The sequence below is a fragment of the Streptomyces sp. NBC_00654 genome (assembly GCF_026341775.1).
Taxonomy (GTDB): Bacteria; Actinomycetota; Actinomycetes; order Streptomycetales; family Streptomycetaceae; genus Streptomyces.
In genome coordinates this window covers 1-26,334 of record NZ_JAPEOB010000001.1, presented here as the reverse complement: position 1 = coordinate 26,334, position 26,334 = coordinate 1, and the positions used below count along the sequence as shown (strand labels likewise).

Below are 26,334 nucleotides of genomic sequence, written 5' to 3'. Positions count from 1 at the left end.
CCGGTGTGCGCCGGCCGCCTTGGGCATGCGGGCCGTTCAGGTGCCGTGTTGCTCGGTGACTCCGTTTACTCGGTGACTCCGTGCGCGTGGCCGTCGCGCAGGCCGCCGCCGCTGCCGGGGCCGCCCGTGGTGGGCGTGGAGGCGACCGGGCGGGTCAGCGAGCCGATGTCGTGGGCGTAGGTGCCGACGGCGTTGGCGATCACGTCGATGTTTGAGTCGAACAGCGCCATGTCGATGTTTTCCAGGTCGTCACAGGCCGCGTGGTAGCAGGGGTCGAACGCGATGCCCGCCTCGCCGCCGAACTTCTCCGCCTGGGCCGGGGACTTGATCTCCTCGGCGCCGGTGTCCGTGCCGCCGGAGGGGATGCCGACCTCGATGAACGGCCCGTAGTCGGAGCGTCCGGTGAAGTCCGTACCCTCGTGCGGGGTGCCGGAGCGGTCGAGGAAGTCGTTGATGTCGCGCTCCAGCTGGGCGGAGCCCTCCGGCCCGGGGCCCTCGCCCACGTTGTCGGAGTTGTCGCCGTCGAAGACGAACTGGGCGCCGTTCGGGGAGGCGATCATGTCGAAGTTGAGGTACAGCTTGACCTGGGCCCGCTGGGCCTCGGTGAGCCCCGCGACGTACGCCTCCGAGCCCAGGAGGCCGTTCTCCTCGGCGGACCACCAGGCGAACCGGACCTTGTTGGCGGGCTTGCTCCTGGACTTGGCCAGTTCCAGGGCGACTTCGAGGAGGCCGGCCGAGCCGGAGCCGTTGTCGTTGATGCCGGGGCCCTCGGTGACGGAGTCCAGGTGGGCGCCGAGCATCACGGTCTTCGCCGCGCTTCCGCCGCGTGTCTCCGCGATGACGTTGCGGGTGGAGCGCTCCTCCTGGAACTCCCGGATCTCGAAGGCGACCTTCACCTCACCCTTGGCCAGATCGGCGACGAGCTTCTCGCCCTCGGCCTGGGTGAGGCCACCGGTGGGTATCTTGCCCGAGGGCACATCGCCGAGGGTGCCGGACAGGACCCCTGCGGTGTTGTTGTAGATGACCGCACCGGCCGCGCCCGCCGTCGCGGCCGCCGCCTGCTTCTCGGCGAAGGAACAGCCGCCGCGCTTGATCAGCGCGATCTTGCCGGTGAACGTCTCCGAGGCGTAGTCGCCCGCCTCGCATCCCGTGGTCTCGTCGGCGGGGACCCCGACGAGCTCCGCCGTGAGGCCGCCGACCTTGGTGGACGGGGTGTACGTCATCGCCTTGATGTCGACGTCGCGGGGCGTGGGGGAGACCACGGAGAGCTTCTCGGCGAGGGTCTCGGTGTAGATGAAGTCGAAGTTCTCGTACGAGACCTGGTAGCCGGCCTTCTGGAGCTGCCGGTAGACGTAGGCGGCCGAGGCGTCGTGCCCCAGCGAACCTGCGGCACGGTGTCCCTCGGCGGAGTCGGCTATCGCCTGGAACTGCTGGAGATGCCGGTACGCGTCCTGCGCGGACGAGCGCTGCACCAGCTTCCGCGACAGCTTGGCGGCGTCCTTCGCGGGGTCGTGCGAGGACGGGTGGCCTTGGTGCGGGGACGCGGCCATCAGCAGCGGCGTGGCCAGGGCGGTGGCAGCCACAACCGCGATGGCTCTGCGACGTGTTGCGTGCACAGGAGTCCTTCCGATCTGAACGGATGTGCTGGGAAAGCTAGCGAGTGAGGTGACTTCTGTGAACCGCTGTGGCCGTTTGTGATCAGTTGTTATTCGATACGGGGCCCCTCATGGGCAGCGGCCCACCTGCGACCGGTTCCTGATCACTTCTTGGTGCCCTGCTTCGTCGTCCTCGCGGTCGTCGCCGGCTTCGCGGTCCTCGGTGTCCTGGCCGCCTTGGCGGCTTTGGCCGCCGCCTTCGCCTCCTGTTTGTGCGCGCGCACCTGGGCGAGCGAATCCGGGCCGGTGATGTCGGCGACCGAGCGGTGCGAGCCGTCCTCGCCGTACGGACCGGCTGCCTCGCGCCACCCTGTGGGCCGTACACCGAACTGCTTGCCGAGCAGCGCCAGGAAGATCTGTGCCTTCTGGGTGCCGTAGCCGGGCAACGCGTTCAGCCGTTTCAGCAGCTCGTCCCCGGTCGTGGCGTCGGCCCACACGGCCGTCGCCTCGCCGCCGTACTCCGCCACCAGGAACTGGCACAGCTGCTGCACCCGCTGGGCCATGGAGCCGGGATAGCGGTGCAGAGCCGGTTTGGCGGTGAAGAGTTCGGTGAAGGCATCGGGGTCGTAGGCGGCGATCTCCCCGGCGTCCAGGTCGTCCGATCCCATCCGCTGTGCCAGCGTGAACGGTCCGGTGAACGCCCATTCCATCGGTACCTGCTGGTCCAGCAGCATGCCGACGAGCGCGGCCAGCGGGCTGCGCCCGAGGAGCTCGTCCGCTTCGGGCTGCTGGGCGATCCGCACCGTCGTGGCCTTGCCGTTCTCGCTTCGAGTCATCTTTCGATCATCCCGAGAGAGGCAGGGGACGGCGAGTCCAGCTGCTGCTGATGGGCGAGATGGGCGAGATGGGTGAGATGGGTGGGGGCGGCGCGAGGGTGACGAGAAGTGTCCCGGACGTGAAGTGTCCCGGACGAGAGGTGTTCAGAACGAGAGGTGTACCGAACGAGAACGGGAGACGGAAGGCGAGGCGAACCGTCTCGTCTCCCGTCCCTTTCCGCCTTGCTCCCGTCTCCCGTTCGGGTCGGCGTCTGTCACCCTTCCGGGTGCGCCGGGCCGCCTCAGCCCTTGACGGCCTCCGCGATCTGCTGGGCGGCCTGGTCGGGCGTGAGGTGTGTGGTGTCGACGACCTCGGCCTCGTTGTGCAGCCACGTGCGGGCCGCCTCGGCGTAGGGCTCCAGGTAGTGGAGACGGAACGGGGAGTCGGGGCCGAGAACGGTGTCGCCCGCGATGCGTCCGCGAAGGGTCTTCTGGTCCGCGTGGAGGACGAAGTGCCGGACCGGGATGTTGTGCTGGGCGAGGCCCGTGCTGATCTCGCGCCAGTACTCCTCGACCAGGACCGTCATCGGAATCACCAGCGTGCCGCCGGTGTAGTCGAGTACGTGGCGGGCGGTCTCGACCACGAGCGGTCGCCACGGCGGCCAGTGCTGGAAGTTGCCCGTCCAGGGCAGCTCGGGCTTGATGTCCATGAGTGTCTCGCCGACCTTCTCGGCGTCGAACACCCGTGAATCCGGGATCAGCCGCTGCACGAGTGCACTGGTCGTCGTCTTGCCTGCACCGTGGGTGCCGTTGAGCCATACGATCATGGGGCCGACGCTAGCGGTGCGCGGGTGCGGGCAGGTGCCGATCTCGTCACAGAACGGGCACTCCGCGAGGCGAGCACGGTTTCGATGTCCTGGCGGAACGGGGCACAGGGCGTACCCCTCCCGACAGGACGTACCCCTCCCGGAGAGCCGCGGTTGTCGGCGTAGGCCCTGCCGGTGAACGCGGTCGCGGCGGTGGTTGTCAGTGGTGGATGTCAGGATCGGTGATGTGGACATCGGTAACTGGCAGTCATTTCTGGACCGTTGGAGTGCGCAGTGGATCGCGGCGCAGGACCTGCTCGATCCCGAGGAGTACGACGAGGAGGACGTCGCCGCCGGCCTCGGCTTCCCGCCCGCCGGTGACCGGGGCACGGCTGCCCTGGAGGAACGGCTGGGCACCCGTCTGCCACCGTCGTACCGGGCGTTTCTCCAGGCGTCCAATGGCTGGCGGTACACGGGCACGGCGGTGTATCTGCTCGGCGTCGCGGAGGACGTCCACTGGCACCGGGACCCGCTGGGGCTCACTCCGCTGTATGAGGAGAATCTGGACGAGCGGTCGGGACAGGACGAGATTCTGCGGGCCGGGATGTGGAAGCGGTCGCTCCAGCTCTCGCTGGACTCGGACATGACCGATGTGCTGCTCGACCCGGGGGACGTCGGGGAGGACGGCGAGTGGCCGGTGTACGTCTACAAGGGCTGGTCCGGTGAGTACCCCGACCGCTACGACTCGTTCGCCGACTACATGGAGGCGATGTACCGCGAGTTCCACCAGGGGTACAGCGACCGGCCGGAGTTCGACAACGAGGTGACGCGCGAGCTGGACGCCTCCGTCGAGCGCGCCCGCCTCGCGTGCCTGGCCGGGGGCGATGTCGACGAGCTGCTGGCTGTCCTCGACCGGGCCCGGTCGTTCGGCCGTGAACGGGCGCGGCGGCTGCGCGACCAGATGGCCGCGATGCTCGGTCCGGCCGGCTACCTGGCGGACACCGTGGACCTGGACGATCCGCTGTACGTACGCGAGATCCTGCCGGTCGTCGTCGCGGCGGAGGCCAGGCCCGGCGGCTCCACGGACGAGGAGTGGTTCCTGCGGCGGTACGAGGAGAGGGACCGCCCCCGGGTGAAGGCGGCGTTGCGGGACGCGAAGGAGAGGACCTTCCGCTACGAGGCGCCGGGTCCGTTCGGCCGGGCGGTCGCCGAGGCCCGTGAGCAGGCGCGCTGGGGCGACACGGACGCGGCGTGGCGCACGATCGCGGCCGGCGTCGCGGAGTGGGAGCCGTACGGGCCGGAGCAGGTGGCGCCGGTCGGGCTGATGGCCGATCCGGTTCTCGGGCCGGTCATCACTCCGGAGCGGGGCCGCCGCCTTCTGCGTACGGCCAGGGGTGGGGCGGAGCGGAGGCGGACAGGGCCTCTGCCCGACGTCCCGGCTGCCGGTTCCTGGGTGGTTCCGGCTCCGGTTCCTGTTCTGGATGCTGTTTCCGTTGTGGAGGACGCTCCTGTGCCGGTCGAGGATCCTGAGGCTGTTCTCTTCCCGGAGCCGGGACTCGGGTGGCTGGGAGGGGAGCGGGGCGAGCACTCCTACCGTCTCGTGTTCGCCCACGGAGTGACGCCCGAGGCCCTTGCCGAACGGCTCGGCGCGGAGGGCCCGTTGCTGGCCCCGTGCAGCGAACAGGACATGTGGGGTCTCCGCCACTGGGGCCGCGGGCGGGGCGGCGCGGTGTTCCGGGTGGGCTCGTGCGCCGGTGGCTGGAGCTTCGCCTTCGAGCGTGGGCCCGAGACCTTCCAGCCGAGCAGGCTGAGCGGCCTCGATGCCGAGGTTTCGCGGGGTACGCGGGCGATATCGATCTGGAGCGAGAGACACCAGGCCGCCGGCGAGGCGTTCCCGGACGCGTTCCGCTTCTCGTACGCCGAGGACGGCCGGGAGCGCTTCGGGAGTACGGTGCGAGGCGGCGGGGCCGAGTCCACCGGGACACCGCCCGAGGGCCTGGACCCGGCCCTCTTCGGTGCCGCTCTCGTCGACGGCTCCGGCCCCCGTCTCGACCGCGACGGGGAGACACGGGCGCTCGACGCCGTCGCCGGGGCATTCGGGGTGGCCCTGCCGCAGTTCGCCGTCTGCCACGGCCGGCTGCACGCGGCGCGGGGTACGTCGTGGATCCGGCCGCCGGGCCCCGGTGAGCGGTATCTGACGTTCAGCCGGATCCGGGGAGGTGCCGAAGGCTGACCACCGCCGGCCCGTACCGCCTCGCCCGTACCGCTGTGCCGCCACGCTGCCCGTCCCGCCCGTGCCGCTGTACCGCCGGGCTGCCCGTTCCGCCCGTACCGTCCGGCTGCCCGAAGAGGCAGCATCGGGTGCCCCGGGCGGGCCGGGCGGGGGCTGGACGGGGCAGGGTGCCTCCCGTGATGGTGGAGGACCGAGACCGGTGCGGTCAGGGGAGATGACGATGAACGCACACGACCACGACCACGAACATCAGCACGGGCACGAGTACGACCCCGAGCGGGACCATGACCGCGCCTTCCCCCGGGAGAGCGTCCACGAGGAGGAGCACGGCCGCCTCGGGCAGCTCGGGCATGGCGACGCCCTCGCCGCGCCGCGGGCGGCCGACGCCCATGACGGCGGGGCGGACTCGCACCACCTCTTCCGGGCCGCCGCCGCAGGGCGCGCGGACGTGGTCGGTACGGCCGGGATGGGCGTGCTCCAGCGGACCGTCGGCAACGGGGCGCTCGGCCCGTTGATCCAGCGCTCCAAGGCCGCCCGGTCCGAACAGGCCGAGGAGACCCAGGAGACACCGCGCTCCCCGGTGCACGATGTCGTGTCGTCCGGCGGCGGTTCGCCCCTGGACACCGAGACGCGGACGGACCTGGAGAGCCGCATGGGCGCGGACTTCTCCGACGTACGCATCCACAACGACTCCGCCGCGCACGAGTCGGCGAAGGGCGTCGGGGCGCACGCGTACACCGTGGGTAACAACGTGGTCTTCCAGCGCGATGCGTACGATCCGTCGTCACCGCAGGGCCGTACGACGCTGGCGCATGAGCTGACCCATGTGATCCAGCAGCGCAGCGGGCCGGTCGAGGGCACGGCGGCGCCCGGCGGCATCCGGGTCAGTGACCCCTCGGACCGCTTCGAGCGGGAGGCCGTGGCGAACGCGGACCGGGTGCTGTCGGACCCGGCACCCGAGTCGGAGGCATCCCGGCCGACGGCAACTGAGCCGGCACCTGAGCAGGCGTCCGCCGGACCCGGCCCATCCGCTTCCGCCGGACCCGGCCTATCCGCTTCCGCCGCCCCGCCCGCTCCCACCGCATCCGCCGCCGCTCCCGCGGTGCAGCGGGCGGCCACGGAGGACGAGGACGAGCAACCGGCCGATGTGCAGGGCTCGTTCGTGCAGCGGGCGGAGGAGAAACCGGAGGAGGAGGAAGAGGCCCCACCGGCCTGACGGCACCGGGCGACGAACATCCCGCGCCGCGCTCCGGGTGGGTCAGCCCGCGGTGTCCGGCCGCATCGTGCCGCCGAGGAACAGCGACTCGGAGCACCGGGAAGGTGCCGGGGCGCCCACGGGTTTGCCGACCTTCCGGCAGTCGATGGTCATGGTCACCTTGCCCCCCGCGGGTACCAGGATCGGCGTCACGAAGTGGTAGTCGGAGTCCCGGAAGTTCTCCAGCCCGAGGCTCAGCACGCGGTTGTCCTTCCCGGCGGAGACGGTCACCGTTCCCGCGTCGCCCTGCGGGTTCTGCACCACGATGTCGGTCAGCTGGAAGGTGTGCCCGTCCGGTACCTCCAGCGCCGTGGAGGTGTTCGAGCCGCCGCCCACCGAGTCCCTGACCCGTACCTGGGCGCTGGTCGGGGCTGCCGCCGAAGCGGCGTCCCCGGGAGCGGCGGGGCTCGGTGACGGACTGGGCTTCGACGCTCCGGCGCCCGTACCCGCCCCTGCGGAGTCGCCGCCGCCGCCGGAGCCCGCCCCGGCCGGGTCGCCGCCCTGTTCCGGTGCCTTGCTCCTGTCGGCCGACGCCGCAGAACGTACGGCCTCGGGCGTGACCGCCTCCCGGGCCGCCGACTTCACGGCCGGGCGCAGCAACGCGTACCAGAGGCCGACCAGCGCGATCAGCAGCACAGCCGCGGTGATGAGCGCCCGGGGCAGCCAGCGCGGAAGGACCGGGTCCTGTTGGTAGGAGCCGTCGACGAGGACCGGTTCCACCGCTTCCTGGCCTTCGGCCGCCTGCGTGGCGGCGTACACCTGGAAGGAGTGCGTGACCGGCGTACCGCGCCACATCCGTTTGGCCGGCCGCACGCGCAGCTTCCCGAACTCCGCGTGTCCCGGGGCGATCCGGAGCTCGGACGCGGCGAAGGCGACGCTCGCGAGTTCCGAACCGGGCCGGGATCCGAGCCGCACGGTGACCGGTGTGTTCCCCCGGTTGTCCACGGCGAGCTGATGCCGTCCGCCGCGTGAGCCGTGCGAACCGCGCGGCACCAGTTCGGCGGTCGTCTCGGTGAACGGCAGTACCGTCACCCGGCCTTCGGGAACCACCGTCTCGTCCGGCGCACTGGCGGGCACCACCCGGATCCCGAACGGGGTCTCGCCCGCGGGTACGGTGGAGTCCCGCGGCGGACGCAGCATGAGCGATACGGTCCGGGAGTCGCCCGGGTACAGAGACAGGACCGCCGGCTCCACCGCGGACCAGGCGGCACAGTCACCGACCACCTCGAAGCGGTACTCCTCCACGGTCCGGCCGGAGTTGAGGACCTGCAGGGGCAGGGCTGTCTCCTCGCCCGGTGCGGCGGCGACGGACGACTCGTCGAGACTTGCCGTGAGACTCATACGGCGGACCGTAAGGTCGATGGCAGAGGCAGGCATCGGCCGTGGAGGAACACTTTCGGGCAGATTTACTGCCCGTAACAACCTTTTAGTTTCCTCTTCGGTAATCAAGGGAATCTTCTGACCGCCTCATAGCTCATGAGGCTGACGAATGCAGCTGTGAGGCCTTGGGCATGCTGTGAAGCTTTGGCGTGCTGTGATGCTTACGGCTGTTGCCCAGGGGGAGCATTGCCATGGAGCGAACCACCGTCGCGCTAAAAGCCCAAGATCCAATTTCGCAGGCGGGTGTGGCCAGCCAATTACGGGCCCGCCCCGAGGTCAGTGTCATGGATTGGGACGAGGCCGAGGAATCGCCCCAGGTCGTGGTCGTGGTCGTGGACACGGTCGACGAGGACGTCCTGCGAACGCTGCGCCACATCCAGCGTACGAGCAGCGCCCGCGCGGTTCTGGTCACCACGGACATCGATGAGCAGAAGCTGGTGAGTGCGGCGGAGTGCGGGGTCGCCGGTGTGGTCAGGCGCTCCGAGTCGACGCCGGAACACCTGGTGCACGTCATCGGTACGGTGGCTCGCGGTGAGGGCCATCTGCCCTCCGACCTGCTCGGACGCCTCCTCGAAGAGGTCGGCAGGCTCCAGGGGCAGGTGCTGGGTCCACGCGGACTCCACTTCACCGGGCTGGCGGCGCGGGAGGTGGACGTCCTGCGGCTGGTCGCCGAGGGCTACGACACCGCGGACATCGCGACGAAGCTCGCCTATTCGGAACGCACGATCAAGAACGTTCTCCATTCGGTGATGACCCGGCTTCAACTGCGCAATCGTTCCCACGCGGTGGCGTACGCGATGCGGCAGGGCCTTATTTGATCTTCGCGAGATTTGATCTTCGCGCGCCGCCGTATTGCCTCAAAGGGCAGTGACGGTTTCCCGCGGAAGGGGCTCGCTTTCCGCTGTGGGTGCCCGGTTCGTACGGGACCGTGCGAACCGGTCGGGTCGAACCGGTCGGGTCGGGTTCGGGGGAGGAATTCCGTGCGGTGGTTTCAGCCAGGAAAAGGATCACGCAGGCCGGCCGGGGCGCGTCGTGCGTCGGCGCTGGTCCTGCTCCTGTTGGCCGCCGGGCTGGCCCCCGCCTCGGGCGTGACCGGGGTGGCCACGGCCGTACCGGTGCCCCCTGATCCCTGGGTCACTCCGGCCGGCCTGCACGAAGCCCTCGACCCGGGCGGCTCCACGGGCGTGGACAAGCGGGTGCGTACGCCCCCGATCCCGCCGATGCCCGATGTGGTGCTGCTGGTGGACGGCACCGGCAGCATGGCCGTCCCGATCGGTGACGTACAGAAGGGCTTGAAGGACATCACCGACGCGGTACGGGAACAGCAGCCGGATTCCCGGTTCGCCGTGGCCACCTACGGCGACGAGAAGGACGATCCGACGGCGGAGTTCGCCGTGCTCCAGGGACTGACGAAGAACCTGGAGGATGTGCAGAAGAAGGGTGTCGACAAACTGGACACCTCCCGTGGCTTCAGGAGCAAGGGCCCGTCCGAGGACTGGATCTACGCGCTGTGGAAGGTGGCCAACGGTGCGGACGGGGGGACGGTCTTCCGGGACGGAGCCAGTCCGGTGGTCGTGCTGGTCGGTGATGCCTCAAGCCACGTTCCCAGCAACGGCATTCCTTATGACGAAGCGGTGTTCGCCCTTCAGGACAAGGGCGTACGTGTCATCGCCGTCGATGTGACGACCGAGAACGGCGACGGTCTCAACGGTTTCGGATACAAGAGCGAGACCTACAAGGACCCGTATCACGACCCCGATCAGGCGAAACGGATCACCGCGGCCACCAATGGCCGGATGCTCAACGGGATTCCGGGCGACGGTGTGACCGACGCGATCATCGAGGGCTTCAAGAACCTCCCCACCTCCGTCGGCTATCGCCTCGACGCCTGCGACCCGCACCTCTCCGTCGCCCTGGATCCGCCCACGCGCCGACTGACCAGCGGCGAGACGGCCGAGTTCGCGGAGACCGTCGACGTATCGGCCGACGCACCGCAGGGCACCACCCTCACCTGCACCGTTCAGTTCCTGCTGGGTACCCAGGTGCCGGGGACGGACACCCTCGGGCCCACCGCCGAGCCCGATCCGGACTTCCAGCAGCAGATCAGCATCGATGTGAACGACATCAACGCCCCGGTCGTCACCGTGGACGACCGTACGGCGAGGGCGAAGGACGACGACGGGGTGCGGATCAGCTACACGGCCACGGCCGCCGATGCCCAGGACGGAACGCTGCCGGTGGCCTGCACACCCGCTTCCGGCTCGCTGTTCCCGGTCGGGAGGACCACCGTCACCTGCTCGGCCACGGACACGGCGGGGAACACCGGTACGGACACGGCGGAGTTCGAGGTGCTGGAGGCCCCCGTGCCACCTTCCTCGGACCTCGCGGTCAAGGCCGATGTCCGCCCGGACCGCACGTATGTCGGGCGCCCCGCCCGCGCCCGCTTCACCCTCACCAACGCCGGCCCGGACGCGGCGACCGGGGTCGTCATCGGAGCGACCTGGCCCAAGCCCTCCAAGGCGAAGGACCGCAGCCTGCCGTCCCTGAACCGCTGCACGGCGGCCAAGCCGTGCACGATCCCCGCCGGTGGCCGGATCGAGGTGACACAGACGGGTACGTACCGGGCGGCGGTCACCGGGAACGTGCGGGCCTCCGTGCGCGGCACGCTGCCCGACCGGCGTACGGCGAACAACAAGGCCACGGACCGGCTGCGGGTCCTGAAGCCCTCGCTCACCGTCACTCCGCAGGTGGCCGGACCGGGGCAGCCCGTACTGGCCCGGGGCAAGGACTATCCGCCGGGTGAGACCGTACGTTTCACGTGGAACATCGGCATCACGGCCGACCGGTCCGGTGTGCGGGTGGGCCGCGACGGCACCTTCGAGGTGCAGATGCTGGTGCTGCGCAAGGACACGCTCGGCCCGCGCGTCCTGCGGGCGGACGCACGCGACCTTCCCCGCCTCCAGAAACCGGTCCTGGTCGTCCAACGCCACCTTCAGCCACCGGACTTCGCGGGGCGGTCGTGATCCGCGGATGGGGATAAGGAGACGGGCATGATGAGGGCGGTCACCGGATGATCCACGAGGTCGACGACGTACTACGGTTGCTGATCCGGGCAGAAGTGCTCGAAGGCGGTCAGATCTCGGTTGTCTTCGATGCGCCGACGCGGGAGTGGGCGGCGAAGGTCAACGCACCCATGGTCAACCTCTACCTCTACGACATCCGAGAGGACATGAGGCGCCGCGAGCGCGGCCTGCACAACGAGTACGACGAGCGCGGCGCGGTCGTCGCACGCCGCCGCCCGCCCCGCTACTTCAAGCTGTCGTACCTGATCACGGCATGGACGAAGCGCCCGGAGGACGAACACCGGCTGCTGTCCTCGCTGCTGGCGTGCCTGCTGCGCTACGAGGCGCTGCCCCCTGAGCGGCTGGCGGGCTCACTGGCGGAGATCGGGGCCGCCGTACCGATGTCGATCGCGCTGCCGCCGCCGGAGGACCGCTCGTTCGCGGACGTGTGGAGCGCGCTGGGCGGTGAGCTGAAGCCCTCGCTGGACCTGGTGATCAGCGTCCCGGTGACGGCCTCGCCGAGCTACGAGGCAGGACCCCCGGTGGGGGACGAGGGGCTCCAGGCGCGGTTCGGGGACGTACCCGCCCGCACGGAGGGCGAGACGCGGGGCCAGGGGCAGACGCAGGACCAGCCCGGCCGCAAGGGGCTGCCGGTGTACGGATCCCGTCCCGGCCGCCCGGCCCGCCCAGGCCGCGAGGAACCGGCGGCTTCCGGTACGGCGGGACCCCGGCGGGGCCTCTCGCTCCGCATCACCGAGAACCGTGATTCCCGGGACCGGGACGGCCGTACGGAGGACAGCACCGCATGACGCCCCCGGCCGACCCCGGCCCAGCGCCCCCGGCCACCCCCGCGGCCGCGTCGTCCGATCCGAGCCTGCGCCACCTGCTCGCCCGCGCGGTAGCCGTCGAGCAGCGGGTACGCCGCGCGGTCGAGGCCCGGCAGCGGACCGACCCGGACCCGGACGACGCGTTTCGCGGTCTGTACCTCACGGACGAGAACATCGTGAGGCTGCTGGACGAGAAGGCGGTACGCGGGTTCCCCGATCCGGTCGCGGAGGCCCCGGAGACCCCGGAGGCCCCGGAGGCCCCGTACGTCCCGAAGGTTCCGGGAGCCTCAGGAACCCCGTATATCCCGGAGGGCCCAGCGGTCCCGGAGGCCCCGGGACCCCCGGGAACCTCCGCCGCCCCGTCCGCCCCGTCCGCTAAGGCCCCCGCGCGGCCCGCATCCCGACTGACCTCCCTGGCGGCCGAGTTCGGGCTCACCCCGCTCGACATCGAGATCCTGCTCATCGCCCTCGTACCGGATCTGGACGACCGCTTCGAGGCGTTCTACGGCTACCTCAACGACGACGTGACCCGCCGCCGCCCGTCCATCGGCCTGGCTCTGGGCCTCTGCGGCTCGACCCCCGCCGATCAGGCGGCACGCGGCCGGCTGTCGGCCCGCGCCCCGCTCCGTGAGGGCAGGCTGCTCCTGGTCGAGGACCTGGACCGCCCGTTCCTGAGCCGCGCCCTTCGCGTACCGGACCGGGTCACCGCACACCTCCTGGGCGACGACACCCCGGACCCACGCCTCGCCGACCTGCTGGCCCCCTGGCACGCGGTGGCGGGCGTCGGCGACCCGGCGCCGCTGGCGGGGGTCCTCTCCGACGGCGTCCCGCTGGCCTACCTCAGCGAGGACCAGGGCGGCGCGGGTACGGCGCTGGCCGCGTCCGCGCTCACCCTGGCGGGACTCGGGGTGTTGGGCCTGGACCTGGCCCGGCTGGCCGAGGACCCCGCCCCGGCGGAGGCGGTACGGTCCCTGGTCCGCGAGGCGCGACTGACCGGGGCGGGCCTGGTCTGCGCCCCGCTGGACGCGGTCTCCCGGGAGCACCCGCACCTGCTCAGGCTCCTCACCGCCACCCCCGTACCGACGGTCATGGTGGGCAGGGTCCCGTGGGACGCGTCCTGGTCGGCCACCCCGCCGCTGCTCCTGCACGCCCCGCGGGTGGAGCCTTCGGCGCGCGGGGCCCTGTGGACGGACGCGTACCGGGACCTGGCCCCGGCCCCCGTCCCGCCCACGATCGACGCGGACCACCTGCTGGCCCCCTTCCTCCTCACCCCGGAACAGGTCACGGGCGCCGCGCGCAGCGCCGCCCAGACGGCCCGCCTCAACGGCGGAACCCTCACCGCCGACCACGTACGCCAGGGAGCCCGCGCCCAGAACGCGGCCGGTCTGGACCGCCTCGCCCGCCGCATCGAACCCACGGTGACCTGGGACGACCTGGTCCTCCCGCCCGACGCCCACGCCCAGCTCCGCGAACTCACCGCCCGCGCCCGGCACCGCGACCGGGTGCTGGGGGAGTGGGGCATGCGCCCGGGAGGCGGCAGGGGCCGGGGCGTCTCGGCGCTGTTCGCGGGCGACTCCGGCACCGGCAAGACGATGTCGGCGGAGGTGATCGCCGCGGACCTGGGCCTGGACCTGTACACGGTCGACCTGGCGACGGTCATCGACAAGTACGTGGGCGAGACCGAGAAGAACCTGGAGCGCATCTTCACGGAGGCGGCGGGCGTGAACGGCGTCCTGCTCTTCGACGAGGCCGACGCGATCTTCGGCAAGCGCTCGGACGTGAAGGACGCCCATGACCGCTACGCGAACGTGGAGAGCGCGTACCTCCTGCAACGCATGGAGTCCTTCGACGGCCTGGCCATCCTCGCGACCAACCTCCGGGCCAACCTCGACGACGCGTTCACCCGCCGCCTGGACCTGGTCATCGACTTCCCCGTCCCGGACCCGGACCAGCGCCTGGTCCTCTGGGAACGCTGCCTGGGCCCGCTGCTCCCAAGAGACAAGGACCTGGACCTGGCCTTCTGCGCGGAGAACTTCGAGCTGGCGGGCGGCAACATCCGCTCGATCGCGGTGACGGCGGCGTACCTGGCGGCGGACACGGGCGACGCGGTGACGATGGAGACGCTGATCCACGCGATCCAGCGGGAGTACCAGAAACTGGGCCGGCTGACGCTGGCCTCGGAGTTCGGGCCGTATCTGGGGCTGGTGCAGGGGTGAGGGGGCGGGGGTGGAAATACAGGGGCGTCAGGCCCTCGGCGCATTCATACCTTGACGATGCGGACACGATCGCCGCACAGCATGGCCAGGTCTTCGGGATCCGAGGTGAGCACCACCACCGGCTTCTGCGCCCGCAGAGCCGTGGCCGCCACGACCGCGTCGATGGCGTACGTGTGACCGTGAAGGCCGGCATCGGCGAGCAGAGTCATCGCCGATCTGCCGATCTCGTCGGAGACGGGCTCGACAGTGACCCGTGAGACAGCCCAGTTGAAGCGAGCGGCATTCACCCGCTGATGATGCGCCTCGATGAGAGTGAGGATGCTGGCCACCACTCTCATGTCTTCCTCTTCTGCCCCGCGGAGCAGCGACATGACCTGTCGGTCGCTGGCCACGAGCTTGGACAGGCCTTCGCTGTCCAGGACCAGCGTCCCTGACTGCGCCATCAGGCGACGTTCCCCATGGTGCCCGCATCTCCTCGCAGCAGAGCGCGTGCGGCGTCGATCTCGGCCCGGCTGAAGGCTCCGTGCCCGGCTTCGTGATCGGCGGTCAGCTCGGCCAGGTTGTCGCGCTCGATCTGACGCTGCACGGCGGCGTCGACGTAGGCAGAGAACCCCCGCTTGCCGACGCGGGCCCGCACCGCGGCGATGTTGCCAGTACGCAGGCTCACGGAGACGTTGGCGGTGGGGCCTTCACCCACGGCATGCGTTTCTTCTTCACCCATGCACTCACTCTAATACAGGAACTAATATAAGGGGGGGCGGGGTGCGGGTCTCGTCGTCGCCGGCAGGATCTGGGCTGCACTCCCTTGTGCGCACCCTTGGGGGATCGGCCTCCACGAAGGGTGACCCCGCCGACGAAGACCCGGTCCCCGCGTGTGCCGTTGCGCGGACCGTTGCCTGCCACCACCGTGGAGGTCCAGTTCCTCGGGTCCGGTGGGCCGCCACAAGGTCGTCACCGCTCGTCGGCCGGTCATCCGAATCGCTCTCCGAACGTGGGCCGCTGGTACGGCGGGGCGTGGGACCGGGCGATACCGGCACCGCGAACCGGGCGACCACGCGGTTTCCACGTCCTGGCGGCCCCGTGAAGAGCAGGTACCGGACAGCTCCCGGCCGAGGCCGGTGGGAACTTTCGTCGTTGGCCGTCGCGACCAATGGCCGGCGCAAAGGGGGTCGAGAGGGTCTTAACGTAGCCAGGTGACTCGTGTGGAATCTACGGCCCCTGACGTACCGGCTCGCCAGGCACTGGCGGGGTGGCTGCGTTCGGCGACCCTGCGGGCGGCTGCCCCGGGCAGGGCTCTCCTGGCCCCCGGAATGTGGTCTCCCTGGCGCATCGTGGGCGAATCGCTGCTGAGCGTAGTGGTCGGGCTGCTGGGAGCAGGTCTCGCGGCCCTGGACCACGGCGGCACCGTACGGATCGCTGCCGCCGGGCTGGCGATCGCAGCGCTGTCACTCCTGCGCCGGACGCTGCCCGCGACCGTGCTGCTGGTGGCCGCCGGCGGTTCTGTCCTGTTCGGCGCTCTCGCTCCGTTGGTCCTTGTCGCCGCGTGGTCGGCGGGGCGGCGGATCGACGGGGTCGGCAAGGCCGTCGCCGCCTTCGCCCTCGCATACGTCCTCAACGTCGGCCTGGCAGTCGTGCAGGCGCTGCCTCACCTCTCACTGTCCCGCTCGGTCTTCGGCGTTCTGTGGCCGCTGGTCGCGATCATCGCGCCCGGCCTGGCCGGCCTCTACAGGGCGCAGCACCATACGCTGGCCGACACGCTCCGGGAGTACGACGCCCAGCAGCAACGTGAGCGCGCGATGATCGCCGGGCAGGCCCGGGCGCGGGAGCGTCAGCGCATTGCGCAGGACATGCACGACAGCCTCGGCCATCAGCTGGTGCTCATCTCGGTGCACGCGGGCGCGCTGGAGGTGGACCGCGAGCTGACCGGACGGCAGCGGGAGGCGGTGGGGGTGCTGCGCGAGGCGTCGGTGGCCGCGATGCACGAGCTGCGCGAGGTGGTACAGGTGATGCGCGACGGTACGGAGGTCCCGAACGAGGACCGCACAGCCCCGGGCGTCGCGGCTGCGGCGGAGGACATCACGGCGCCGTCGCGCGGGGTGGCGGGCATCGAGGGCCTGGTGGGAACGTCCCGGAGCGTGGGCGCCGCCGTGGAGCTGCGGCACTCCGGCGTGCCGTGCCCGCTCCCCCCGACCGCCGATCATGCGGCGTACCGCATCGTCCAGGAGGGCCTGACCAACGCCCACAAGCACGCCCCCGGCGCGCCGATCACCGTCGAGCTGCGGTATGAGCCGGACTCGCTGGTGGTGGAGGTCGCCAACGGACCCGCAACCGGGACGACGGACAACGGCCGGGGCGTGGTGAGCGGCGGCCAGGGGCTGACCGGGCTCGGTGAGCGGACCCGGCTCATCGGGGGCATGGCGCACGCGGGCCCGACGGCGGACGGCGGCTTCCGGCTGGCGGGCGTGCTGCCGTACACATCGCCGGAAGGCGGTGTCCCGAGCCCCGCGCCCGGCAACGTGGCGACGACGTTCGTCGATCCAACAGGCGCCTTTTGGCAGCAGACCCCCGGGGACTCCTCGGGCGAGGGTGGTCCTGTCATGAACGGGAACGGTCTGAAGGAGCTGGCCAAGGCAATGAGCAGGAAGAACGGAAGCGGCATAGCCATCGGCTGCGGGTTGGCGGTACTGATCCCTCTGCTGCTGGTGATCGCCGCCGTCGGCGTCGGGGGATACGTCCTTCTGGACAAGGCGGAGAAGGCCAGGATCGATCCGAAGCAGTACGACGCGGTGAAGGTGGGCCAGTCCGAGGCAGAGATCCGCAAGCAGTTGCCCAAGGAGAACCGCTTCGTGACCGACGGCCTGGAATCGGGTGCGCCGCCCGTGCCCAAGGGCGCGGAGTGCCTCAGCCTGACGTCCACGGAGTCGAGCGGCAAGCCGGACATGGAGCCGGTCTTCCGGTTCTGCTTCAAGGACGGCAAGTTGATTGAGAAGAAGTCCTTCGAGGTGACCAGCTGAGAAATGCCGGGCGCTCGATCAGGGATGATGGCGAGTGACCGCAGGCAGACACTCCAGGACCGCGCAGGGGATTCATGATCACGGTTCTCGTCACGGATGACGAGCCGCTCATCCGGGCAGGCGTCAGGATGATTCTCTCCTCCGCCGACGACATCGAAGTCGTCGGCGAGGCGGAGAACGGCCGTGAGGCGGTCGAACTGGCCCGGACCCACCGCGTGGACGTCGTGCTGCTGGACATCCAGATGCCGGTCATGGACGGACTGACGGCGCTGGCCGAGCTGCAACGGACCGTGCCTGACACGCGGGTGCTGATCCTGACAACCTTCGGGGAACAGCAGAACGTACTGCGCGCACTGACCGGGGGCGGCGTGGGCTTTCTGCTCAAGGACTCGGCGCCCGCGGAACTCATCCGCGCGGTCCGGGCCGCCGCGGCCGGAGACGCGTACCTGTCGCCGGGTGCCACCCGCCGTGTCGTGGACTCGTTGGCGTCCAGCCAGAGCGTTCACCGGGCCGAGCAGGCCCGCCGCCGGCTGGACTCGCTGACCAACCGCGAGCTGGAGGTCCTGGCGCTGCTGGGTGAGGGCCTGTCCAACGCTCACGCCGGGCAGCGGATCCATATGAGCGAGGCCACAGTCAAATCGTATGTGAGCCGGATCCTGACCAAGCTGGACTGCGAGAACCGGGTGCAGGCCGCACTGCTGGCACGAGATGCCGGCCTGGGAACCTGACCACACCACTCGATGACGTTGTGGGCCCAGGTTAGCCTGGGCCGATGTCCGACAACTGTGCACCACCGGGCGGCTCGGGAGGCGAAGAGCGCGGCGCGGTGGAGGCCCGCGCGGTGGAGCCCGGCGTTGAAGAGCGCGGCCCTGGAGCCGGGTTGCCCGCGACCCTGCATATCGCCGGGCTCGCACTGGTGCGGACGGAGAGCCCTCCGTCACTGGCCTGCTGGACCGGGTACTTTCCGGAGCCGGCAGGCGCGGACCCGGCCGGTGTGAGCCTGGTGATGGAGCCGGCCGCCCCGCCGGACGAGCCGGCCCTCCGGCTCGCTCACGACGTGGTGAGCCGTTTCGATGCCTTCGTCGGCCGAACCATGGAGTACTGCCGCACCCGACTCCGGGAGCGACAGTTCGAACTCACGGCCGAGGAAGTGCGGGCGCTGTTCGAGGTACGGGCGTGAGCGGGTCCAGCCCCCGAACCCCCGCACCGGACGTCTTCGACCCGAGGCAGTACGCGCGGGGCATCCCCCACGACCGCTACCGCCACCTGCGCGATCACCACCCCGTCGCGTGGCAGGAGGAGCCGGAGGTACTGGATTGGCCTGCGGGCCCCGGTTTCTGGGCGGTCACCCGGCACCGGGACGTCGTCCGGGTCCTGAAGGACTCGTCCACGTACTCCTCGTACCTCGGTGCCACCCAGATCCGCGACCCGGACCCCGCCGACCTGCCGTTCATCCGCCGCATGATGCTCAACCAGGACCCCCCGCACCACCGGCGACTGCGTACGCTCGTCAGCCGCGCCTTCACCCCCGGGCGCGTGGACCGTTTCGAGGAGGCTGTCCGGGAGCGGGCCCGTTCCCTGCTCACGGGGGCGGTCACCGAGGCCCGGCGCGGCGACGGTACCTGCGACCTCGTCGCCCGCGTCACCGACGACTACGCCTTGCTCAACCTCACCGACCTGCTCGGAGTGCCCGCCACCGACCGGGGTCTGCTCCTTCACTGGACCCAGCGCGTCATCGGCTACCAGGATCCCGACGAGGCGGGGACGCAGGTACTCGGCCCGGATGGCAAACCGGTCAATCCGCGCTCCCCGGCGTCGCTGCGCGACATGTTCGACTACGCGCACGAGCTGGCCGCACACAAGCGTCAGTACCCTGCCGACGATGTGATGACAGCCCTCGCCACCGACCCCGAACTGACCGCGCCCGAACTGGAGATGTTCTTCTTCCTGCTCGTGGTGGCGGGGAACGACACGGTACGCAGCGCGGCCCCCGGCGGCCTGCACCTCCTGGCCCAGCATCCGGATGCGTACCGGAGCCTGTGCGACGGCGAGGCCGGGTTCGCCACAGCTGTGGACGAACTGCTCCGCCGCCATCCCCCGGTCCTGTCCTTCCGCCGCACCGCTCGCCAGGACACGACTCTGGCCGGCACGCGCATCCGTACCGGCGACAAGGTGGTCGTCTTCCACGCCTCGGCCAACCACGACGAACGTGTCTTCCCCGACCCGTTCACCCTGGACCTGGCCCGCTCCCCGAACCCGCACATCTCCTTCGGCGGCGGCCCCCACGTCTGCCTGGGCGCGCACTTCGCGCGCTTGCAGCTGCGTGTCTTGTACGAGGAGATGTGCCGCGTCCTGCCGCCAGACGCACTCCGCCCCGCGGCTCCACCGCGCCGCCTGGTGTCGAACTTCATCAACGGGTTGAAGACGCTGCCTGTGCGGGTGGTCGATGCGTGACAGCTGATCCGCTACCGGTCGTGAGACGCGGGGCACGTCCAGATCAGCCTTGGGCGGGTCGTCCTGCCCAGGCTGAAGTACCTCAGTTCGGCCTCGGCGAGCGCAGGCTCATCCGCAAGCCACCATGGACATCAACGACCTCTGCCCGATCGTCGAAGGCCAGCCCCTCCCGCCGCCACTTAGAAGTCATCTCAATTGGCGGCTGACGGGGTGGATAGTCGCTGGTAGATAGGCTTCGGCCGCTGTTGAATGTGCTGGTGAGCGACTACTGGACACCTGCCCATCACGCAGTTGAGCACGAGGATGCGGAAGCCCTGGCCCGCCTGCTGGCCGAGGGTGCCGATCCCGATGAGGTCCTCGGCAACATGACACTGCTGACACACGCGATTGATGCGGAGGGTGATGGCGCCCTACAGAGTGCTCAGCCGTTGTCCGTGCATACCACTGCTGTTCTGCTGGCCTTCGGGGCGGACCCCGAACTGGCAGACCCAGATGGCCGCACCCCCTTGGACATGGCCAATTACTATGCCCACGACTTGGCGGTGAACCTGCTGGACACTCACATCAGTAAGCGAGCCTGCGGTAGCAGATGAGAGTGCAGGCGATGCTGGTGAAGGCGAGAAAGTGGTCAGATTTGCGTTCATAACGCCGGTGAAGGCGTCGGCATCCGGCAAGCCAGGCCATGGTGCGTTCGACGGTCCAGCGATGGCGGCCGAGTCGCTGCGAGGTCTCGATTCCCCTCCGGGCGATGCGGTGGGTGATGCCACGCTGGCGTAACCAAAGCCGCAGGTGGGCGTAGTCGTAGCCCTTGTCGGCGTGCAGCTTTCCCGGCTTGCGCCGTCGGCGTCCGCGGCGCGAGCGGATCGGCGGTATTCCTTTCACGAGAGGGATGAGGGCCTGGCTGTCGTGCAGGTTCGCCGCTGAGATACCGACGGACAGGGGCAGACCCGATCGTTCCGTGATGAGGTGGATCTTCGAGCCGTACTTGCCCCGATCGACAGGATTCGGACCTGTCAGGTCCCCCTTTTCAAGGCCCGCATGTTCACCGAGTCGATCGCGCAGCGCGACCAGTCCAACTCTCCGCGAGCACCGAGTTCATCGAGGACCAGACGGTGGAGCTTGGCCCACACCCTGGCTTTTGACCACTCGGAGAAGCGCCGATGAGCGGTAGCACCCGACGGGCCGAACGACGCGGAAGACAACTGCTGCCAGGTACAACCCGACGTAGCCACGAACACGATCGCGGCCAGCACCTCCCGGTCGCCGTGCCGACGCCGGCCACCACCCTGCGGCCGTGATGGCGCCTCCGGCACCACCCGCTGGAACAACTCCCACAACTCGTCCGGCACCAACCGCTCAACGATCCCCACCATGACCAACCACTCTACCGAGTTAGCCAAATGAGATGTCTTCTTAGCCATCCTCTCGTTCACCGAGTTCCTGAGAGCATGGTGCAGGTCCTTCCGTACTCGCACGGCGCGCACCCCGGCATGGCCGGCGGCCGTTCCAGATCCTGCGGTTCCTTGGCCTGCCAACCCGGGCATTGCCTACGTGGAGCACCGGGCGGGGGCGCTGTATCTCGAAGAGGCTCACGAGATCGATGCCCATAGTGTGGCCTTCGAGCACTTGGCCGCGCTAGCTCTGAGCCCGTACGAGTCGCTCGCGTTGGTGTGAAAGCTTGCGAAGGGTTGCACGTGACCAACGCCGAAACTGTGGGCCAGTTCCATGAGTTGGCTGCGGCCTCATGCGGGGGTCCAGCATCAGTGGCGATCAAGGAGCCTGGGTGGAGGCCGCACCGTTGAACGACGGTCGCTTAGCTGTCCGCAACAGTAACGATCCTGGGGCGGGGGTGGTCTTCTTCACCCGGACCGAGATGGATGTCTGGATCAGAGGTGCCAAGGCCGGGGAGCTCGATGCCCTGGGCACTGTCGATCGACAGGTGGCCGCTCAGGGTATCCGCGAAGCATTCGAGGTCCTGGGAGGAAAGTTCGTCGAGCCCGTGATCTTGATTAAGGGCCATTCTTGGCGTCTCGAAGAACGTCCGAGATCTCAATGAGAACGATGTCGGGCGATTCGTACAGCTAGGCGCGACCTGAGTTCGCTGTAGTCGCTTTCCGGGAATTTCTCTTCCAGAAAGTCAATCGACTTCTCAAGTTCCGAGCCGATCGTCTCGAAATTGTAGTGCTCGGCCGGTATTTCGGAAAATAAATATTGCCAGTAATAAATTCCGCGAGTCAACAGGAGGTAGTCCATATAGTCCGCGTACCCTATGTCCAGCTTGAGGCTACCATAGGTGACATTGAAATACCAGACCTCTGGATTCTGGGCGCCGCTCTGCATTCGGAGTGCAGCGAATGTTCCAACTCCACCCATGAATTGGCTGTCAAATATACGAAAATCTGAATGAAGTGCAATGTCCCCCTCCGGCCATCCTTCCTGGGTTAACCATTTCGGGGCACCTCCTATTATGGCGTCAAGGATTTGCACTAGGCGGAACTCGCCAGCCAATGACTCCTGCTCGCCTGTGCCGCGCCAGTATATCCCTAATCCGTTGTGGCGGTGAAACGACCGCTTCATTGATGGGTCGAGTTCTATACCTTTCAGTCGATAAAGCGTTCGGAAGGCGCTATCGGCGCCGCCAAGGAACTCGCCTAGTGGTCCATTTTCACTCCCCAGCACTTGAATCGTGTTGCAGTTTTTGATTTCTTCGACCATGCTGAGCAGCTTGACCTCGTACTCCAATATCATAGATTCCTGCCCTATCTGAATCGAATAGCGGCGGGTTCAGCTCGACTCACAAATCCCAGCGGATCAGTCCGTGGGATTCGAGTTTGGTAAACATGTTTGCGTGGTCCGGGAACCGCATCGTCAAGTCGGTGATGCCTGAGTACGGACGTCCCTTTTTTATTTCCCTTGCTATCTTTCGGTTCCCCTTGTTGTCCGGCAGGGCGAGCCATTGTCTGATCTCTTTAGCGCCTTCCTTGTTTATTCGTAGGCGTATTATCGTCGGCACATCTTGGTCGTCGGAGAAAGACCCGCTGGCGTCCTTGGGGTGCCAGGCTCCCTGCTTCCACTCGTACCCTCCCCATTCGACAGCGATAGTATTCGGAAACGCGTCATCGGGAAAACGTCCATCGGGACTCGTGTGAAAAGTGAGTTCATTTATCCGATACCAGATGATCTTCTCGCTGTTGTTATCGAGTTCCTTTTTTGCCGGATTTTCGGCGCTTGTAAAGAATAGTGGATTGTTTGTGAATCCGCGAGCCGGTACTAGATTCGAGTCGGTGGCGTGGCCGCCAAGAAAATCCGGAAGGAGGTGCATCTTGACCCAGGCGGTGTTGTTTTTTCCCTTGTTGAGTCCCACGTTTTCCACGTGGTCCCAGCCCCTAAGCTTCCCCTTATGGCTGGGAGATGGTGTGCCCGTCAGCGTTTTGTTGATGTAGTGCCCAGTGAATTTGACTGCTCGTACGTAATTCACGAACGGTGGAAGTACGGGCGCTGGTATTGGCTCTCCCAGGCTGGGGTCATACATGGCGAGACATCTGGCCAAGCTTTCGAGTTGGTCTATCAGGTCCGAAAGATTACTCTGCCGCGCCACGCCCGTACTGTTATCCAAGGCGATTTGCGCCCCCTTGACTTCTTCGAAACTTTCGTCTGCTTCCTTATGTGCTTTACTTTGAACTTCTCGCTTCCGGGGTTCGTCACTGGCTTCGATCGCCGCGTGCCAATCGTCGAGGAATTTGCCCACAGGGCGAGGGGCGCTGTGCATCATGAGCTTCGCTCTTGGCTTGTTCCCAGAGAAAGCGAGTGTGTGCCCTTCGCCGTCTTTGGATGTGAAAGACTTTTTCGGTAAACGTAATGGTTGCTCTCGGCTCTCGTCTCGCTTCTTCGGGTGGTTGGATGTGTTCCTATCCTTGTTCTTTCCATCATCTGGTGAGGTTTTCGAGGTCTTTCCGTCATCGCCGCCGCTCTTCTCTTTGAGTTTGCTCCAGAGCGCCTTGCCCTTCTTCGCTATGAAGTCGACGATCTTGTCGATGGCCCTGTTGACAGGCCGGGACACCGCGTGGAACACGCTCTTCACCTTGTTGGCGAGGCCGCCGATGCCCAGCAGTGAGGCCAGGAATCCGATCAACAACGGGATGCTGGTGGCGAGGGCGGCTTCCACCAGCTTCGGGACGCCTGCGGCGCCGCCGTTGGCTATGGCGATGACCGCGTCCAGGACCGCGTTGACGAAGTCGGCTATCTGGGCGCCCTGGGTCACGATGAACGTGACGATGTCGATGATTCCCTTGACCGCGCGGATGAAGGCGGAGGCCGGGTTGAGGAGGGAGAGGATCCAGGTGATGCCCGCGATGATGACCGTGGGGATCAGGTAGCTCGTCAGCTTTTCCAGGATCGTGGCCTTGAGGTCGCCGGCCTCGGCCTGGATTTCCTTGACCGCGCCGGCCGGGCCCTCGCGGGCGAGGTTCTTCGCTACGGGGACGGACGTTTCGACGGCGGTCATCGCTTCTTCGGGGACGCCCTTGCGGGTGACGCGGGCGCGGATGTTGTCCCAGGTCAGGCCGAGCAGTGAGCCGATGAGCTGGATGATGCCCTTGAGGTCGAACTTCGCGGGGAGTTCGAGGCCCGCCTTGACCGCGGTGCCCAGGAGCCAGGACACGACGCCGGTCTTCAGGTGCTCGGCGATGTTGGTGAGGAAGAGGTTCAGGCCGGCGCCGACGGCCTTGACCAGGTTGCCGAGGAACCCGATGGGGTCCTTGAGAATCTTCATGATCGCGGAGCCGGCCTTGGCGAGGATGCCGAACAGGAGGTTCTTCAGCTCGTTGATCGTCTTGGCGACGCCCACGATCGCGTCCATCGCCTTGTCGATCAGGCCCTTGTTGGCCTCCTGGAGTTTCTTGATCTCCTCGTCGATCTTGTTCAGCGCCGCGGTGTACTTGTTGGCCAGGTCCTGGACGAGCTGTTCGGACTTCTCGTTGACCGTGGCTTCCAGGTCCTCGAACTTCCCGGCGAAGTCCTTCGCCGCCTCCTCGCCGAACTGCTTGAGGTCCGCGGGAAGTTTGTCCACCTCCGCCTTGAGCTCGGTGCGGCCCTTCGCTATGCGGGCTTTCGCCTTGCCCAGTTCCGTACCGATGAGGTCGGCGATGGCGGAGATCACCGTCTGCATCTGGGACACGTAGAGCTTGCGGGCCTCCTGGTAGAGGTTGTTCGCCTCCTTCGGAAGGCCCGCGAACTTGTCCTTCACCCAGCGGGCCTTGCCCGTCCAGCCCGAGTAGCGCTTGTCCTTGTACTTCTTCATCCGGCGCTTGTGGTCCGCCGTGAATGCGTCCCGGGCCGCCTTCTCGCCCGAGGTGAACGCCGCGTCGACCTTCTTGTCCAGGCCGGACAACGTCTCCTCGACGTCCTTCTTCGTCCCGTCGTAGACCTTCTGGAGCTTCGCCGTGACCTCGGTGCGCTTCTTCTCGTCCTTGGACTTCGTGTCACCCTTGCCGCCGTCGACCTGCTTCCCGGCGGAGGCGCGGGTCGCGGTCAGGGCGGTCATCGCCTGGGCGCCGGAGGCCGCCGCGCCCTCTTTCGCCGAGGAAAGCTGCTGGTTCTCCGCAGCCTGGCTCTTCGCCGGTGCCTTCGCGGAGTCCGTCTCGGCCGTCTTCTTGGCGGAGAGCGCCTCGTCGAACTCCGGCTCGTTGCCCTTGGCGAGCTGCTCCTCGGTGATCTCCGCGTCGGCCATCGCCTGGTCGTTGGCGGCCGGGCCTTCGGAGAAGTCCGTGACCGAGGCCGGCTGCTTCGCCGGGATCGCGTCGGACGCCGAGGGGGCGCCCGGGTTCGCCGGGGGCTGGTCCGGGGTGAGGGGGGTGACCTCTTTGTCCTTGGCGGCCGAGGTGTCGGGCGGGGCCTTCGTCGCCGTGTCGATGTCCTTGGCCGAGGACTCCTTGCCGTCGGTGACCTTCCCGTCGACCTCGTCCTTGACCTTGTCGGCCTTCCCCGACTTGGAGAACTTGTCCGCCTCGTCCAGGTTCTTCGGCGCCTGCGCGTCGATCGCCTTGTTCACCGCGTCGACGAACGCCTTCTTGTCGAACTCCCCCGGCTTCGCGGCATTCATCTTCTCCGCGTTCGCCGCCTTGCCCTGCGCCTCCTTGTCGTCCGGGGGCGCCACGGCCGCGTCCTGCGATGCCTTCGACTCCGCAGCCGCGGGCGGGTGAACGGCGATCCGTGTCCTCTTCGCCGCCACGTCCGCCTTGACCGCCCGGAAACCCGGGGCCTGGGCCGGGGACGGCTTCACCGGGGCCGTGTAGCGCTGGGCCACCAGGCGGGAGACCGCCCGGTTCCCGGCCGCCCGTTGCAGGCGTTGGAGCGAACGGCGGTCCGGGGACGGGGCCCGGGACGGAGGAGCGGGGGGCCGGTCCGTGCAGGAGACGGTGTCGGTACGGGTCGGTGTCGTGGGGGCCTTCTCCGGAACCGCCTTCACTCCCCGACCCTCCCGCCAGCCCTCGGTTGCCCGGACGTGGTGCCTGTCAGGGTGCCGGGCGCGGCCACGGTTGGGCGGAGTGTGCGCGGGCGAGGGCGGGGGCACCTCCGGACGGTTCGTACGGGGCTGACGCGTTGCCTCTTCGGGCAGCCGCCGGTGCACGGCAGGGCGGCCGTGCATCCGTTCCCGGTGATCGAACGAGTGGCGAGAA

22 protein-coding genes are annotated in these 26,334 nt (G+C 68.4%); 13 read left to right on the top strand and 9 right to left on the bottom strand.

Translation table 11 applies throughout. The features are described 5' to 3' along the window. Nucleotides 1-65: 65 nt before the first annotated feature. The 3 genes from OHA98_RS00105 to OHA98_RS00095 form a co-directional block, all read right to left on the bottom strand. Nucleotides 66-1,583: a M28 family metallopeptidase gene (locus OHA98_RS00105; protein WP_266922036.1), complete on the bottom strand. Its 1,518-nt coding sequence runs from the start codon at nt 1,581-1,583 to the stop codon at nt 66-68. 176 nt (nt 1,584-1,759) lie between these two features. Further along, nucleotides 1,760-2,431, bottom strand: coding sequence for an HhH-GPD-type base excision DNA repair protein (locus OHA98_RS00100; protein ID WP_266922035.1), 672 nt, complete (start codon nt 2,429-2,431; stop codon nt 1,760-1,762). Between the two features lie 281 nt (nt 2,432-2,712). Continuing rightward, a complete protein-coding gene (locus OHA98_RS00095; protein ID WP_266922034.1) occupies nt 2,713-3,237 on the bottom strand; it encodes an ATP-binding protein in 525 nt (174 codons plus the stop codon). Between the two features lie 202 nt (nt 3,238-3,439). On the opposite strand from OHA98_RS00095, the gene OHA98_RS00090 reads away from it, so the two are divergent. Then, entirely contained in the window at nt 3,440-5,449 is a 2,010-nt protein-coding gene (locus tag OHA98_RS00090) for an SMI1/KNR4 family protein (RefSeq protein ID WP_266922033.1), read from the top strand. Nucleotides 5,450-5,669: 220 nt separating this feature from the next. After that, complete coding sequence (locus OHA98_RS00085) at nt 5,670-6,665, top strand: DUF4157 domain-containing protein (protein WP_266922032.1); 996 nt, start codon at nt 5,670-5,672, stop codon at nt 6,663-6,665. A 42-nt stretch (nt 6,666-6,707) separates the two neighbouring features. Here the strand turns inward: OHA98_RS00085 and OHA98_RS00080 are convergent, their stop codons facing one another. Then, complete coding sequence (locus OHA98_RS00080) at nt 6,708-8,045, bottom strand: hypothetical protein (RefSeq protein ID WP_266922031.1); 1,338 nt, start codon at nt 8,043-8,045, stop codon at nt 6,708-6,710. Between the two features lie 230 nt (nt 8,046-8,275). Here OHA98_RS00080 and OHA98_RS00075 point away from each other — a divergent pair, with 230 nt between their 5' ends. The 4 genes from OHA98_RS00075 to OHA98_RS00060 all read left to right on the top strand — a co-directional run bounded on the left by OHA98_RS00075 (nt 8,276) and on the right by OHA98_RS00060 (nt 14,189). Beyond that, nucleotides 8,276-8,902, top strand: coding sequence for a response regulator transcription factor (locus OHA98_RS00075; protein ID WP_266922030.1), 627 nt, complete (start codon nt 8,276-8,278; stop codon nt 8,900-8,902). 162 nt (nt 8,903-9,064) lie between these two features. Continuing rightward, nucleotides 9,065-11,107 carry an HYR domain-containing protein gene (locus OHA98_RS00070; protein WP_266922029.1) on the top strand — a complete coding sequence of 681 codons (2,043 nt, stop codon included), beginning with the start codon at nt 9,065-9,067 and terminating at the stop codon, nt 11,105-11,107. A gap of 47 nt (nt 11,108-11,154) precedes the next feature. Then, the gene (locus OHA98_RS00065; RefSeq protein ID WP_266922028.1) at nt 11,155-11,955 is read left to right on the top strand and encodes a DUF4255 domain-containing protein; all 801 of its coding nucleotides are present in this window, start codon (nt 11,155-11,157) and stop codon (nt 11,953-11,955) included. After that, nucleotides 11,952-14,189, top strand: a complete 2,238-nt coding sequence (locus OHA98_RS00060) for an ATP-binding protein (RefSeq protein WP_266922027.1) — start codon at nt 11,952-11,954, stop codon at nt 14,187-14,189. Before OHA98_RS00065 ends, OHA98_RS00060 begins: the two co-directional genes overlap by 4 nt. A 44-nt stretch (nt 14,190-14,233) precedes the next feature. Here OHA98_RS00060 and OHA98_RS00055 read toward each other — a convergent pair whose 3' ends face one another. Then, nucleotides 14,234-14,632: a type II toxin-antitoxin system VapC family toxin gene (locus tag OHA98_RS00055; RefSeq protein ID WP_266922026.1), complete on the bottom strand. Its 399-nt coding sequence runs from the start codon at nt 14,630-14,632 to the stop codon at nt 14,234-14,236. Continuing rightward, nucleotides 14,632-14,910: a hypothetical protein gene (locus tag OHA98_RS00050; RefSeq protein WP_266922025.1), complete on the bottom strand. Its 279-nt coding sequence runs from the start codon at nt 14,908-14,910 to the stop codon at nt 14,632-14,634. Before OHA98_RS00050 ends, OHA98_RS00055 begins: the two co-directional genes overlap by 1 nt. A 589-nt stretch (nt 14,911-15,499) precedes the next feature. Between OHA98_RS00050 and OHA98_RS00045 the strand changes: the two genes are divergently transcribed. From OHA98_RS00045 to OHA98_RS00025, 5 genes are all read left to right on the top strand, one after another. Continuing rightward, the gene (locus tag OHA98_RS00045; RefSeq protein WP_266927608.1) at nt 15,500-17,203 is read left to right on the top strand and encodes a sensor histidine kinase; all 1,704 of its coding nucleotides are present in this window, start codon (nt 15,500-15,502) and stop codon (nt 17,201-17,203) included. Between the two features lie 74 nt (nt 17,204-17,277). Then, nucleotides 17,278-17,931 carry a response regulator transcription factor gene (locus tag OHA98_RS00040; RefSeq protein WP_266922024.1) on the top strand — a complete coding sequence of 218 codons (654 nt, stop codon included), beginning with the start codon at nt 17,278-17,280 and terminating at the stop codon, nt 17,929-17,931. A gap of 44 nt (nt 17,932-17,975) precedes the next feature. Beyond that, entirely contained in the window at nt 17,976-18,383 is a 408-nt protein-coding gene (locus OHA98_RS00035; RefSeq protein ID WP_266922023.1) for a hypothetical protein, read from the top strand. Next, nucleotides 18,380-19,657 carry a cytochrome P450 gene (locus OHA98_RS00030; RefSeq protein WP_266922022.1) on the top strand — a complete coding sequence of 426 codons (1,278 nt, stop codon included), beginning with the start codon at nt 18,380-18,382 and terminating at the stop codon, nt 19,655-19,657. The genes OHA98_RS00035 and OHA98_RS00030 overlap by 4 nt, the downstream gene beginning before the upstream one ends. A gap of 257 nt (nt 19,658-19,914) precedes the next feature. Further along, nucleotides 19,915-20,250, top strand: a complete 336-nt coding sequence (locus tag OHA98_RS00025; RefSeq protein ID WP_266922021.1) for an ankyrin repeat domain-containing protein — start codon at nt 19,915-19,917, stop codon at nt 20,248-20,250. On the opposite strand, the gene OHA98_RS00020 is transcribed toward OHA98_RS00025, so the two are convergent. Beyond that, a protein-coding gene (locus tag OHA98_RS00020; protein ID WP_266922020.1) for an IS5 family transposase occupies nt 20,222-21,030 on the bottom strand; the annotation gives its coding sequence in 2 pieces (ribosomal slippage) (nt 20,222-20,683 and nt 20,686-21,030; 807 coding nt in all). The two genes, OHA98_RS00025 and OHA98_RS00020, sit on opposite strands and share 29 nt — an antisense overlap. A gap of 46 nt (nt 21,031-21,076) precedes the next feature. On the opposite strand from OHA98_RS00020, the gene OHA98_RS42855 reads away from it, so the two are divergent. Both OHA98_RS42855 and OHA98_RS00015 read left to right on the top strand, forming a co-directional pair. Further along, the gene (locus OHA98_RS42855) at nt 21,077-21,331 is read left to right on the top strand and encodes a Scr1 family TA system antitoxin-like transcriptional regulator (RefSeq protein ID WP_353962250.1); all 255 of its coding nucleotides are present in this window, start codon (nt 21,077-21,079) and stop codon (nt 21,329-21,331) included. Nucleotides 21,332-21,401: 70 nt separating this feature from the next. After that, on the top strand, nt 21,402-21,713 hold the full coding sequence (locus tag OHA98_RS00015; protein ID WP_266922019.1) for a DUF397 domain-containing protein: 312 nt from the start codon (nt 21,402-21,404) through the stop codon (nt 21,711-21,713). On the opposite strand, the gene OHA98_RS00010 is transcribed toward OHA98_RS00015, so the two are convergent. Both OHA98_RS00010 and OHA98_RS00005 read right to left on the bottom strand, forming a co-directional pair. Continuing rightward, nucleotides 21,707-22,372, bottom strand: a complete 666-nt coding sequence (locus OHA98_RS00010; protein ID WP_266922018.1) for a hypothetical protein — start codon at nt 22,370-22,372, stop codon at nt 21,707-21,709. The two genes, OHA98_RS00015 and OHA98_RS00010, sit on opposite strands and share 7 nt — an antisense overlap. Nucleotides 22,373-22,451: 79 nt before the next feature. Further along, nucleotides 22,452-26,123 carry a hypothetical protein gene (locus OHA98_RS00005; RefSeq protein WP_266922017.1) on the bottom strand — a complete coding sequence of 1,224 codons (3,672 nt, stop codon included), beginning with the start codon at nt 26,121-26,123 and terminating at the stop codon, nt 22,452-22,454. Nucleotides 26,124-26,334 lie beyond the last annotated feature (211 nt).

Excerpts from the sequence above, each read along its gene's own strand:
- OHA98_RS00055 (WP_266922026.1), bottom strand. The coding sequence starts at position 14,632 with ATGGCGCAGTCAGGGACGCTGGTCCTGGACAGCGAAGGCCTGTCCAAG.
- OHA98_RS00040 (WP_266922024.1), top strand. The coding sequence starts at position 17,278 with ATGATCACGGTTCTCGTCACGGATGACGAGCCGCTCATCCGGGCAGGC.
- OHA98_RS00095 (WP_266922034.1), bottom strand. The coding sequence starts at position 3,237 with ATGATCGTATGGCTCAACGGCACCCACGGTGCAGGCAAGACGACGACC.
- OHA98_RS00075 (WP_266922030.1), top strand. The coding sequence starts at position 8,276 with ATGGAGCGAACCACCGTCGCGCTAAAAGCCCAAGATCCAATTTCGCAG.
- OHA98_RS00100 (WP_266922035.1), bottom strand. The coding sequence starts at position 2,431 with ATGACTCGAAGCGAGAACGGCAAGGCCACGACGGTGCGGATCGCCCAG.
- OHA98_RS00080 (WP_266922031.1), bottom strand. The coding sequence starts at position 8,045 with ATGAGTCTCACGGCAAGTCTCGACGAGTCGTCCGTCGCCGCCGCACCG.
- OHA98_RS00035 (WP_266922023.1), top strand. The coding sequence starts at position 17,976 with ATGTCCGACAACTGTGCACCACCGGGCGGCTCGGGAGGCGAAGAGCGC.
- OHA98_RS00065 (WP_266922028.1), top strand. The coding sequence starts at position 11,155 with ATGATCCACGAGGTCGACGACGTACTACGGTTGCTGATCCGGGCAGAA.
- OHA98_RS00050 (WP_266922025.1), bottom strand. The coding sequence starts at position 14,910 with ATGGGTGAAGAAGAAACGCATGCCGTGGGTGAAGGCCCCACCGCCAAC.
- OHA98_RS00085 (WP_266922032.1), top strand. The coding sequence starts at position 5,670 with ATGAACGCACACGACCACGACCACGAACATCAGCACGGGCACGAGTAC.
- OHA98_RS00045 (WP_266927608.1), top strand. The coding sequence starts at position 15,500 with ATGTGGTCTCCCTGGCGCATCGTGGGCGAATCGCTGCTGAGCGTAGTG.
- OHA98_RS00010 (WP_266922018.1), bottom strand. The coding sequence starts at position 22,372 with ATGGTCGAAGAAATCAAAAACTGCAACACGATTCAAGTGCTGGGGAGT.
- OHA98_RS00015 (WP_266922019.1), top strand. The coding sequence starts at position 21,402 with ATGCGGGGGTCCAGCATCAGTGGCGATCAAGGAGCCTGGGTGGAGGCC.
- OHA98_RS00060 (WP_266922027.1), top strand. The coding sequence starts at position 11,952 with ATGACGCCCCCGGCCGACCCCGGCCCAGCGCCCCCGGCCACCCCCGCG.